The 12,089-nt window shown below is 51.2% G+C and carries 11 protein-coding genes and 4 tRNA genes; 12 read left to right on the forward strand and 3 right to left on the reverse strand.

Annotated elements, in window-relative coordinates; genetic code table 11:
- The first annotated feature begins 1 nt into the window (after position 1).
- The 5 genes from wecG (at position 2) to NC856_RS09685 (ending at position 1,447) form a co-directional block, all read left to right on the forward strand.
- Positions 2-742, forward strand: a complete 741-nt coding sequence (wecG, locus tag NC856_RS09665) for a lipopolysaccharide N-acetylmannosaminouronosyltransferase (protein ID WP_264090367.1) — start codon at positions 2-4, stop codon at positions 740-742.
- 231 nt (positions 743-973) lie between these two features.
- Positions 974-1,050, forward strand: a tRNA-Arg gene (locus NC856_RS09670).
- A 92-nt stretch (positions 1,051-1,142) separates the two neighbouring features.
- Positions 1,143-1,218 (forward strand) — tRNA-His (locus NC856_RS09675).
- Positions 1,219-1,244: 26 nt separating this feature from the next.
- Positions 1,245-1,331 (forward strand) — tRNA-Leu (locus NC856_RS09680).
- A 39-nt stretch (positions 1,332-1,370) separates the two neighbouring features.
- Positions 1,371-1,447 (forward strand) — tRNA-Pro (locus NC856_RS09685).
- A gap of 151 nt (positions 1,448-1,598) precedes the next feature.
- Here NC856_RS09685 and NC856_RS09690 read toward each other — a convergent pair.
- Positions 1,599-2,393, reverse strand: coding sequence for an amino acid ABC transporter substrate-binding protein (locus NC856_RS09690; RefSeq protein WP_264090232.1), 795 nt, complete (start codon positions 2,391-2,393; stop codon positions 1,599-1,601).
- A 254-nt stretch (positions 2,394-2,647) separates the two neighbouring features.
- Between NC856_RS09690 and NC856_RS09695 the strand changes: the two genes are divergently transcribed.
- The 7 genes from NC856_RS09695 (at position 2,648) to NC856_RS09725 (ending at position 9,368) form a co-directional block, all read left to right on the forward strand.
- The gene (locus NC856_RS09695; protein WP_264090233.1) at positions 2,648-3,718 is read left to right on the forward strand and encodes an iron-containing alcohol dehydrogenase family protein; all 1,071 of its coding nucleotides are present in this window, start codon (positions 2,648-2,650) and stop codon (positions 3,716-3,718) included.
- A gap of 180 nt (positions 3,719-3,898) precedes the next feature.
- Positions 3,899-5,263: an adenylosuccinate lyase gene (gene purB / locus NC856_RS09700; RefSeq protein WP_264090234.1), complete on the forward strand. Its 1,365-nt coding sequence runs from the start codon at positions 3,899-3,901 to the stop codon at positions 5,261-5,263.
- 12 nt (positions 5,264-5,275) lie between these two features.
- Entirely contained in the window at positions 5,276-5,803 is a 528-nt protein-coding gene (locus tag NC856_RS09705; RefSeq protein WP_264090235.1) for a GNAT family N-acetyltransferase, read from the forward strand.
- 17 nt (positions 5,804-5,820) lie between these two features.
- A complete protein-coding gene (locus tag NC856_RS09710; RefSeq protein ID WP_404802322.1) occupies positions 5,821-6,612 on the forward strand; it encodes an amino acid ABC transporter substrate-binding protein in 792 nt (263 codons plus the stop codon).
- A gap of 78 nt (positions 6,613-6,690) precedes the next feature.
- Positions 6,691-7,362: an amino acid ABC transporter permease gene (locus tag NC856_RS09715; protein WP_264090236.1), complete on the forward strand. Its 672-nt coding sequence runs from the start codon at positions 6,691-6,693 to the stop codon at positions 7,360-7,362.
- Between the two features lie 9 nt (positions 7,363-7,371).
- On the forward strand, positions 7,372-8,133 hold the full coding sequence (locus tag NC856_RS09720; RefSeq protein WP_264090237.1) for an amino acid ABC transporter ATP-binding protein: 762 nt from the start codon (positions 7,372-7,374) through the stop codon (positions 8,131-8,133).
- Positions 8,134-8,210: 77 nt separating this feature from the next.
- Positions 8,211-9,368: a M20 peptidase aminoacylase family protein gene (locus NC856_RS09725; protein WP_264090238.1), complete on the forward strand. Its 1,158-nt coding sequence runs from the start codon at positions 8,211-8,213 to the stop codon at positions 9,366-9,368.
- 603 nt (positions 9,369-9,971) lie between these two features.
- Here the strand turns inward: NC856_RS09725 and NC856_RS09730 are convergent.
- Both NC856_RS09730 and hemY read right to left on the reverse strand, forming a co-directional pair.
- A complete protein-coding gene (locus NC856_RS09730; protein ID WP_264090239.1) occupies positions 9,972-10,649 on the reverse strand; it encodes a type 1 glutamine amidotransferase domain-containing protein in 678 nt (225 codons plus the stop codon).
- 243 nt (positions 10,650-10,892) lie between these two features.
- A complete protein-coding gene (gene hemY / locus NC856_RS09735) occupies positions 10,893-12,089 on the reverse strand; it encodes a protoheme IX biogenesis protein HemY (RefSeq protein ID WP_264090240.1) in 1,197 nt (398 codons plus the stop codon).

The following is a 12,089-nucleotide window of genomic DNA, read 5'->3' on the forward strand; positions in this document are numbered from 1 at the left end:
GATGGAAGAAAAAGTCGTTATTCCACAGTATTCAATTCGTGGTTTATCTATCCACGGATTTCGCCATATGGCGCAATGTGTTGATTATCTGTTTGCCGATCATCGGGTAAGAACCGGTACGTTGGTGGCGATTAACGCCGAAAAAGTCTTAACGGCTGAGCAGGATAGCGCCCTGCGTACCTTGCTGGAAAAAGCGGAATATCCCTACGCGGACGGGATCAGTATTGTTCGCTCGATTCGTCGCAAGTATCCGCAAGCTGAGGTGAGCCGCATTGCGGGCGCGGATTTGTGGGAAGCATTGATGCAGCGTGCCGGTCAGGAAGGCGCGCCGGTTTTTCTGGTGGGCGGTAAACCTGAAGTGTTGCAACAAACGGCGGCAAAACTGCGGGCGCAGTGGGATGTCAATATCGTTGGTTGTCAGGACGGTTATTTCGCGCTTTCCGCGCGTGATGCGTTGTTTGAACGCATTGGCGCCAGCGGCGCACAGATTGTGACTGTGGCGATGGGATCGCCACGCCAGGAAATCCTGATGCGTGATTGTCGTCGTCATTACCCTGATGCGCTCTACATGGGCGTGGGCGGCACCTACGATGTGTTTACCGGGCAGATAAAACGCGCGCCGCTGGCTTGGCAAAATTTGGGGCTGGAATGGCTTTATCGTTTGATGTCGCAACCGAACCGTATTTTCCGCCAACTGAAGCTATTGAAATATCTTGCTTATCATTACAGCGGACGGTTATAGGTTTTTGATCGGCGCGCCGACTTTTCCTGTCGTCTTGGCCATTCTGTCCAGAAATGGGATAAAAAAGGGCGGTAATCAGCGTGAAATCATCGCTTTTTGGGGAAAGAAGTATTGATTTGTACGTTATTTAACTTGAAATGAGCAAAGCATAAGCAAACACATCAATTCGATAAAAAAGCACTAGACAGGCACTCGTTAAATCCGTAGTATCCCCTCCCGCAACGGCGCTAAGCGCCCGTAGCTCAGCTGGATAGAGCGCTGCCCTCCGGAGGCAGAGGTCTCAGGTTCGAATCCTGTCGGGCGCACCACTAAGTTGTGTGCAAGAGCTGCGGTGGTACAATTACCCCGTAAAGGAAGTACCGCGTAATAAAGCAGTAAATGTAGTAAAGCGTGGTTTATGGTGGCTATAGCTCAGTTGGTAGAGCCCTGGATTGTGATTCCAGTTGTCGTGGGTTCGAGTCCCATTAGCCACCCCAGATTCAAGTTTGTGATTGATGGTAATGCGAAGGTGGCGGAATTGGTAGACGCGCTAGCTTCAGGTGTTAGTGTCTTAACGGACGTGAGGGTTCAAGTCCCTCTCTTCGCACCACACAAACGAAAAGCATCAGTGATGCTATAGCAGTACATTCGGCGAGTAGCGCAGCTTGGTAGCGCAACTGGTTTGGGACCAGTGGGTCGGAGGTTCGAATCCTCTCTCGCCGACCATACATTAAAAAAAGCACATCGCAAGGTGTGCTTTTTTTTTCGCTGGCGATTTTGCACTATTAATTAGGCCTGGGCGTTGTTATCCCTTTGGAATCGCCAAGGGCAACATGGCGCCCTGGCAATTCGCTTCGTTTTCTTATCGTCCCGTCAATTAATTTGCCAATACCTGATCACTGCCGAAATATTTCTCCGCCAGCGTTTTCAATTGACCGTTCTGACGTAATACATTGAGTTTTTCATTAAAGCCAGCGAGGAGTTTTTCGCCTTCAGGCGTTTTGGCAAAAGGAAAACTGACCAGTTCATTGGACAGCGGTTCGCCCACCAGTTTGAGCGGCAATTGATGCTTATTGATTTCCGCCAATAGGATCGGGCGGGAATTCACATAACCTTGCACTCGGTTATTCACCACATCATTAACCGCGGCATCACGGGTTTCATAGGTACGGATAGTGACGCTGTTATCAGGAAAGGCATTACGCAGATTCGCGACGTGCGTCGATCCTAATACGCCCGAAATGGTTTTGCCTTTTAAGTCGGCTATCGACTGAATGTGATCATTTTTTACACTAGTAACGATTTGCGACGCATAAGTTAAATAAGCATCGGAAAAATTGTATTTTTTCTGGCGTTCGGCGGTATTGACGAAATTATTTGCGATGGTATCAAGTTTGCCCGCTTCCAATTGGCCCATTAATCCGCTGAAATCGGCGGTTGTCCACTGAATCTTGTATCCCAACTCTTTGGCGATGGCTTCCGCTACATCAACGTCATAACCGACTAATTTATTATTTTCTTTATAAGAACCGGGAAAGCTTTGTCCGGTGGTGCCGATCCGCAGGACATTATCTTGCTCGGTAGAGGCTTGATTATCACACCCGGTGAGCGCAACGGCTATTCCGATGGTTAACAATAGGGCTTTCAGGCCTGTGGAGAATGTTTTTTTCATGCTGGCGTTCCTGTTTGAAATTAAATTGGACACCGCCTTATCATTAGATTGTTATTTAAAGGGGGCCGATGCGGTGTATCCGCAAGGGACTATATCATCCGCAAAAAAGCGGGATTTATACCTTAACGTTATAATTTATTCCTTTTACTTGCATTACAAATCTGCGGGGGATTCTTATTATGACAACCTCGTGCGGTTGGAATTGCCGGTAACGTAAACGGTGGTTATTGGTAAAAGAAAATGAAGGAATCCTCGTGTTAACCATAAAGTCCCCCCTCGCTTATCACCATCGGGCTGGTTTATGCGACCAGGTGGGTGAACTGATCCGCGAGTTTGCCCAACGCATTGCCATCTTGACCAGCCCGCGAGCCTGGCAAGCGGTAGAAGCATCGCTAACGGCTAGTCTGGACAACAACGGGATCGAGTTTGATGTACATTTTCTTACCGGCGAATGTACTCGCACGGCGGTGGAATACCATCGGGAACGCATCGCGCAGCAGCAAATTCAATTTGTTTTGGGCATAGGCGGCGGACGCGTGCTGGATTGCGCCAAAGCGGTCGCGGATGGTCTGGATAATGGGCAAGTGGCGACGCTGCCAACGATTGCCGCTACCTGCGCGGCGTGGTCGCCCATCAGCATCCTCTATGATGAACAGGGCGGGCATCAGGGAACCTATCCGTTAAAACGGATGCCAGTCATGGTTCTGGTGGATAGCTTGGTGATTGCGCGCAGTGATGTGCGTTATCTGAAAGCGGGGATCGTTGACGCACTGGCCAAGTGGTATGAATTTCAACCCTATCAGCAAAAAAATGGCAATAGCCTGGCGTTGAATCTCAAAATTCAGGCGGCGGCTTTCGCCCGCGATGCCTTTGATCGGTGGGGCGATCAGGCCGTGCGCGATAATCAGGATCAGCAAGTCACCGTCGCGTTGCAACATGTCATTGATGCCAATATTGCTGGCGCGGGATTAGCCAATAGCATGCGTGACGAGGACCCTTCGCCGGGGGTGGCGCATGCTATCCATAATCGCCTGACGCACCTGCCTGAACTGCATCATTGGCTGCACGGTGAAAAGGTCGGGTTCGGATTATTGGTGCAATCGATTCTGGCGCGAGGCGACGGGCGGCCCGATAAAGAATTGCTGGCGCAATTACGCCGTTATGATGCGCCATTGACGCTCTCTGTGGCAGAGGAGCAACAGCCGGAGATCGCGAAATATTTGGCGAATAGTTTCAAGTTCCCTGCGGCCAGCGCCGCCATGTTGCCGTTCTCGTTGGCGCCAGAGGCAATAGAACAGGCTATTCTGGCGGTGGAGAAGCTATAATGGAGACGTTGTAAGATCGGCGTGTCGGTTTTATGGCAGAAATGGTATGGTAAACCCTGATCTTCTGGATCTAAGATAGATCCAGAAGATATATATCGGGGCTATAAGCTGCATGTTATATTCCCAAGATTAACAACGATAAAATCCCGCCTGATAAATCCAAACAAACGAGTAATCCATATGGCATCACATCTTATTGATTTTCTTCTTATAGGGAATAACTTTGGCACGCCTGAAATGCGGGACGTGTGGTCAGAACATAACCGTCTGACAAAGCAGGTTGAAGTGGAAGTCGCGCTGGCGCTGGCTGAAGGGGAGCTTGGCGTTATCCCGCAGGACGCGGCAAACACGATTGCCGAAAAAGCGGATGCCAGCACGCTGAATGTGGAGGACATTGCCAAGGATGCGGCCCGTATGAAGCATTCTCTGATGCCGACGATCACCGCCATCCAGAAACAGTGCGGCGCGGCTGGCGAGTTTATCCATTACGGCGTAACCACGCAGGATATTGTTGATACCGCCACCGTCCTGCAATTAAAGCAGTCTTTTGACATTGTTTTCCGTGATACTCAACTGCTGGCGGTTGAACTGAAACGTCTGTCGAAAAAGCATCAATACACGTTGATGACTGGCCGTACCCACGGTATGCAAGCGCTGCCGACCACGTTTGGTTTCAAGCTGGCGGTTTGGTTGGATGAGTTTGTCCGCCATCTTGAGCGCCTGCGCGAGATCAAGGAACGCGTGCTGGTGGGTAACATCAACGGTGCGATCGGAACCTATGCGTCCTTCGGTGAAAAAGGGCCTGAAATTGAGCGTTTAACGCTGGATAAGCTGGGCTTGAACACGCCAAACATCGGCTGGCAGTCCGCCCGCGATCGCTTTTCCGAATATGCTTCCGTTGTGGTGTTGATCAGCGGTACGCTGGGTAAGATTGGCAACGAACTGTATAACCTGATGCGCACCGAAATCAATGAGATCGAAGAACCTTTCTCAGAAGGTAAAATCGGTTCAACCACCATGCCGCATAAACGTAATCCGGCAGCCCTGGAAGGGCTGGCAAGTCTGACCGCGCCAGTGTTCAAAAGCGCTGCGTTGATCCATGAATCGATGAAAGTGGAACATGAGCGTGATGCGATGAGTTGGCGTGCGGAGTGGATCGCCTTACCGGAAATCAATATCTACCTGTCGGCACAGCTTCAGAATGCGTTGGGTATTTTGCGCGGTATGTCGGTGAATGAGAAACAGATGCTGGCGAACCTGGAACTGCAAAACGGCTTGTTGCTGTCTGAGAAGGTAATGTTTGAGATTGGCAAACGTCTGGGTAAACAGACGGCGCACCATCTGATATATGAGTGCTCCATGCAGGCATTCGAGCAGAACCAGTCATTCAAATCGGTTCTGTTGGCGCACCCGGTGTTATCGGCACAACTGACGTCCGCTGAACTGGAAGAATGGCTGAATCCGGCCAATTATCTGGGCAGCGCGCCTCAGAAAGTGGATGACGTGATCCGCTATGCGGATAACTCCGGCTTGCTGCCAGCGTAAAAAGGTGACGTCATGAGTACTGTATTTCGTCAGGCGACGCTGGAGGATGATGAATCCTTTCTGGCATTGGCATTGGCCGCTTTTGAACCGATACGTCAGCTAGGCATCAATTTTTCCGCCGCGCATGCGGATATTGAGTTGGTGCGCAGGCACATCGCTTCACACGGGGTGTATGTCATGGTGAAAGACGGCATCATGGTGTCGTCATTCACCATCCGCTATCCCTGGGGGCCGGAGCCCGGCCCTTATGGTTTGCCGCATCTGGGGTGGTTCGCCACTCATCCTGACTATAAAAAGCAGGGGTTGGGCAGGCAAATGATGACCTGGCTTGAGCAGAATGTTTTGATTGCTCAGCTTAAGGCGCCCGCCGTATCGTTGGGAACGGCGCAAAGCCATCCGTGGTTGGTTGAGATGTATAAAAATTATGGTTTCAGGGAGATCGGGCAAGCCAATTTAGGGAAAGGGCACCTGACGATTTATATGGAAAAAGTTCTTGATGACCAACGCTATGACCAGTGGAAAAAAAGAAATTCAAGATGAGGGGCATGCAAGTGATAATGAAAAAATTAACGTTGTCTGTTATTGCACTGACGACGGCCTTTCTTGTGGCTGGCTGTGATCCTCAGGATGGCGCGGCGCAAGGTGAGAAAGTATTGAAAGTGGGCTCGACAGGCCAGAGTTATCCCAGTGGTTTCAAGCAGGATAACAAACTGGTTGGTTTTGATGTTGAGGTCACGGAAACAATCGCCAAGGATCTGAACTACAAGGTTGAGTGGGTGACGGCTGATTTCAGCGGTCTGATGGGACAATTGGAAGCGGGTAAACTGGCTACGGTAGCCAATGTGGTGGCGATAACGCCGGCGCGTCAGGAGAAATACAATTTCGCGCAGCCTTACAGCTATTATGGGAGCCAGATTGTCACCCACAAAGATAATACGGCGATCAATACGCTGGATGATCTGAAGGGAAAAACCGTTGCCGGGGTGCTGGGTTCCAACCATGTAAACAACCTGAAGAGCGCCTTTCCTGACGGCAGCGTGACTATCCGTACCTATGAAACGCGTGACGGCGCGATGAATGATGCGTTGTCCAAACGCGTGGAAGGTTACGTGAACTCCCGTCCGATTCTGCTGGCGGAGATTAACAAGCGCAATCTGCCATTCAAATTGGTCGGTCATTCGCTGGTGGTGGAAGAAGTCAGCTTCCCGTTCCATAAAAACGAACAGGGTGACATTCTGCGTAAGCAGTTCGATGAAGAACTGAATAAAATGCGTGCTGACGGGCGTCTGAAAGCGCTGGCGATAAAATATTTCGGTGAAGATATCACCACGCCTCCTTCCGCGCTGTAATTCGTGGCAGTCTCACGACAATTTTAATGCCATCGCTGCGGTATTGACCGCACGATGGCACTATCAATGGTATGACTCATGAATATCGATTTTGCTTACCTGCTAAAAGTCTTTCCCCAGGTATTGAGCTATTTACCGACCACGTTGCTGCTTGCTGTGGTGTCGATGTTTTTTGCCATGGTTATCGGCCTGGTGCTGGCGCTGGTGCGTGAAACCAAAAACATCGTCGTGGTGAAAATCGTGGAACTCTACATTTCTTTGTTCCGCGGTATCCCTTCTCTGGTGCAGTTATTTATCATCTATTTTGGTTTGCCGCAGCTTTTCCCTGGGTTATCCAACCTGGATGCGATGTCGGCCGCCATCATTGGCTTCAGTCTGAAAAACTCGGCTTATATGGCGGAAATATTCCGTGCGGCGCTGGCTTCGGTGGATTACGGTCAGACAGAGGCCGGGTTATCCATCGGGATGAACAAAGCGCAGATTTATCGCCGTATTGTGCTTCCTCAAGCGATGCTCAATGCGTTGCCCGCGACAGGCAATACGTTTATTTCTTTGATTAAAGACACATCGGTCGCATTCGCGCTGGGGGTGTCCGAACTGTTCGCCGAAGGCAAGATGATTGCCGCGGAGTCGTTACGTTTCTTTGAAACCTTCCTGGTTGTCGGTCTGATTTACTGGTTGGTGATCATTGTTTACGCCTGGCTGCAAAAGCAGTTGGAAAAGAAACTGAATCACTCGCTACAGCGATAAGGGGCTGAAATGATCAGTGTAAAAAATCTCACTAAAAGCTTTGGCGATCAGGTGGTGCTGGAGAATATCAGCCTGGATATTGCGCAGGGTGAAGTTGTCGCCATCATCGGACCTTCCGGCTCCGGTAAATCGACCTTATTGCGCTGTCTGAACCTGCTGGAAAAACCGGAATCCGGTACGATTGAGATCGGAGATCAGCGGCTGGATACGCATAGTTATTCCACCAAGGATGCCTACGCGCTACGTCGTCAGACCGCGATGGTATTTCAGAATTACAACCTGTTCAAAAACAAGACGGCGCTGGAAAATATTACGGAAGCGCTGATTGTGGTGAAGAAAATGCCCAAAAAGCAGGCCACAGAAATGGGGCTTGCGCTGTTGGAGCAGGTCGGTCTGTTGCCGCAGGCGGCGCAGTATCCGGTAACGTTATCCGGCGGACAACAGCAGCGCGTCAGTATTGCGCGCGCGCTGGCGGTGGATCCGAAAGCGATTCTGTTCGATGAGCCAACGTCGGCGCTGGACCCGGAACGCGTGCACGAAGTGTTGCAGGTCATTCAGAAGTTGGCGAAAAACAAAACCACCATGGTGATTGTGACGCATGAGATGCAGTTCGCCAAGGAAGTCGCCGACCGGGTGATCTTCATGGCTGACGGTCATATTGTGGAGCAAGGTCCGGCGGAAAAAGTGATCAGTTTTTCTGATAATCCGCAGACACAGCGCTTCCTGCGCCAGTTGACCAAGCTCCCTGAACCCGTTGAGTACGATATTTAACTGAAAAAAAGTATCCTGACGGCCAGGCACAACCTGCATGCCCCGTATACAGGGCGGATAATGTGGAGTAAGCAGTAATGAAAATAGCATCTCAGCATGAGCCACTGGCTCAGTTTATTCAGGCATTTCGCCACGATTTGCATCGGCACCCTGAATTATCAAACGAAGAATTTGAAACGACTCGCAAAATCAGAGAAGTGCTGGAAAAAGAAGGTATCCGTATTCTCGATTTGCCGCTGAAAACAGGGCTGGTCGCCGAAGTGGGCGGACAACAAGACGGTCCGTTGGTGATCGTTCGTTCCGATATTGATGCGCTGCCGATAGAAGAAGAGTCTGGTGTGGAATTCACCTCAACCAGCAAAGGCGTCATGCATGCCTGCGGACATGATTTTCACTCTTCCGCCGCATTGGGCGCGGCAATACTATTGAAGAAAATTGAACCTGAGCTAAAAGGCACGGTGCGTATTCTGTTCCAGGCCGCCGAAGAAACGGGGCTGGGCGCCCCGCAAGTCATTGCCACTGGCGCGTTGGACAACGCGGCGGCAATCTTTGGCATTCATAACGATCCGACGCTGCCCGTTGGCGTGATTGGCGGTAAAGATGGTGCACTGACGGCAGGCGTGGACCGGTTTGAAATCAAGATTGCGGCGAAAGGGTGTCATGCGGCGAAGCCGCATGAAGGAAATGATCCGATTATCATTCTTGGCCAGTTGATCTCATCGGTGCAGACCATCATCAGTCGCACTGTTCCGTCTGATAACAATGCCGTGGTATCGATCACTCAGGTGCACAGCGGCAGTACCTGGAACGTGATCCCTGATACGGCTTATCTTGAAGGAACGGTAAGAACATTCAGTCAGGACGTGCGTGAGTTGATAGAGCGGCGCTTTCGTCAGATTGTGGCCGGTATCGCCAGCACCTTTGGCGCCGAAATTGAGTTTATCTGGCACGCCGGGCCGCCATCGGTGGTCAATACGGCGGAGTGGGTCGATTTCGCGCTGAAAGTGGCGAGCGAAGAAGGCTTTGAAGCGCGTCGTGTCGAGGCCAGCCCGATCGGTGAGGATTTCGCGTTCTATCAGCAAAAGCTGCCTGGCACCTTTATGATGGTGGGGTCTGGCGGCCCGTATGCGCTGCATCATCCTAAATTCCGTGTGGATGACCGCGCGTTGTTCCCAACGGCTCACTATCTGTACCAGATGGCGAAACAAAGTCTGGAGCAACTCGCTCAGGCATAAGCGTCGGCGCCTCCGGCCTGACAGCGAGTCATGCCGGAGGTAAACACAAGGATTGTTGTGATTTAACGACAAGGTCTGTGCTGAATGTCGCCGAAAGGTGACGTATAATTTATTGATTCATAAGAACTTAAATGTAAATTTAGTAATCTGTCTCCTGGCAGCGACGTTTTTTGTCAAGCCTTTCGCTTCGCTTATTCTTCGCTCGGTTTGCTCATCGTGCATCGCTCGCAGGAAAATAAAAATATCATTTTTTATCAGTAGATTATGATTTTTTTATATCGTCGTGGTAATTGCGATGTATGCATTGGCATATTTTGTGCTTAAATATAAGCGTAGATGCTCATTCCACCTTCTATGTTTGCTTCGGCTTCATAATCCTGGGAATGACGCAGAGCCAATTTAAGGCGCCTATCGTCCAACGCCAGATGAAGAGGTCTTTTCATCGGATTTTCCCGGACTAACGTTGAGTGAGGCGCCATACTGTAGTCTTACAGACCTGATTTTTTTAACGCTTATCATTTATTGATAAGCGTTTTTTTTCGCCATAAATAAAAACGGCACTGAATATTGTTTCAGTGCCGCCAGAGTATGACCGGGAACGATTCAGGCCAATAGTTTCAGCAATTCGGTGGCGACCGGTGCGGAACTGGCAGGATTTTGCCCCGTCACCAACAAGCCGTCAGTCACCACATAGGGCTGCCAGTCCGCGCCTTTCTCGTAGAGCCCGCCTTTTTGTTTAAGTTCGTCCTCAACCAGAAACGGCACAATATTCGTCAACTGCACGGCATCTTCTTCGGTATTGGAGAAGCCAGTGACCTTGCGGCCTTTGACCAGCGAGTCGCCATCGGCGCCACGGACATGACGCAACACGCCCGGCGCATGGCAAACCACCCCGATGGGTTTACCGGCCTGAGAGAACGCTTCGATCAAGGCGATGGAGTGACGATCTTCGGCCAAATCCCACAACGGACCGTGACCGCCAGGGTAGAAGACGGCATCGAAGTCCGCTTCTTTGACCTCAGATAACCGTTTTGTTGAGGCCAGTGCCGCTTGTGCTTCGGCATCTTGTTTAAAACGATCGGTGTCCTCGGTCTGGGCATCCGGTTCGTCGCTTTTGGGATCGAGCGGCGGTTGCCCGCCTTGTGGTGAAGCCAGCGTGATAACGGCGCCGGCATCTTTAAACGCATAATAAGGCGCAGCGAATTCCTCCAACCAGAAACCCGTTTTCTTGCCGGTATCGCCCAACTGATCATGTGAGGTTAACACCATCAATATCTTCATCTTTTACTCCTGGTATGTTGGATTCGTCGTGACAGGTTTTGTAACGGCAGCGCGATCAATACATGCCAGTGGCCTGACATTCGCTTTTGAACCATGAATATTCACTTACCGTCAAAGCATAGCAGACGGGATAAGAGCGCTTTCACGGTCATACATTGAGGGCAATGCGGGTAAATCAAGGGGCGGGGGAGAAATTGAGACAATTCAGGATAATGGGGCGCCCCTATCGACGCCCCATCGCGTTTACTCTGCCGAAGGCTGCTGTAACGTCAGCAGCAAACCTTCTCTGCGCATTTGAGCGGCTTCCTCCGGTAAATGAAGTCGATCAAGCGCATCCGCGCGCCAAGCGTAGTCATACGCATCCGGGCGTTGTTCCAGCGCGTCCCGGAAAGCATTGCTGGCCTGTTGCCACTCGCCATGTTTCATCAACAATTGCCCCAGCGTACTGTTCAGCAGTGGCGTAGCGCCGTGCTGCTTGATGTGCTGACGCAGCATTTTTTCCAGTTGGTCCGGGTTGCCCGCTTTAAGACGCGGCATCAACAGGATCAGACGTTCGTCATACTGGCGCTTGAGCCCATCAAGAATAATTTTCTGCGCGGTATCGTGGTCGTCGCATTCAATCAAATGTTCGACCATCGCCACCTGTAAAGGCACTTCATGACGAACTTTACGACTTTGGCTGTTCCACCATTGCTTCAGTCCTTCATTGCCGCCATCCGCCATGGCGTGATCCATCAGGCCGATGTAAGCCTGCTGTTGCAGTTGCCGGACATGCTCTTCGTCATAAGAAGGCAGTTTGCGCATGGCGGGCAGAATATCCAATAACGCGCTGTAAGCATGAGTGCGCAAAAACGCCTGTTCAGCCAGACGCAAGACTTCGGGATGACGAGGGGCGACTTCCAGCAGGCGGTCGACGCCATGACGCGCGGCATGATCTTCATGGCGCGCCAACTGAATGCGCACGCGGGTAATATCCACTGGTAGCGGGTCGCTATCGGCAATTTCCGCCGCGCGTTCCAGATATTGCTTGGTGCGGAATTCATCACCGCGCTGTTGCGCGGCTTCCGCCGCCAGCAGGTAATTGACCACAGGCTGTTCGGCATGATCGGCATTGCGCGTCATTAATTTCTCAACCTGTCGATAATCTCCTTCGGCCAGTTTGAGCAACGCCGCTTTGGTCTGTTTTCTGGCTCGGTTGCGCTTACGGCCAAGGAACCAGCCCCGGGTGCGCGCTCCGGTACGAAAAACGCGACGGATAATCCATTCGACGGCCAGCAGGATCAGAAACAGCAACACCAGCATAATCACCAGACCGGTCACGCTGGTTTCAATGTTGTAGTTGTCCGTTTGAATCAGCACATAGCCTTGATGACCGGCCACTATCGGGCCGAGCACCACGCCTGCAATCAGCAGTAGAAACAGCAACAAGACTCTCAACAT

Source organism: Brenneria izbisi (assembly GCF_025840185.1).
In the GTDB taxonomy this organism is placed as follows: domain Bacteria; phylum Pseudomonadota; class Gammaproteobacteria; order Enterobacterales; family Enterobacteriaceae; genus Brenneria; species Brenneria izbisi.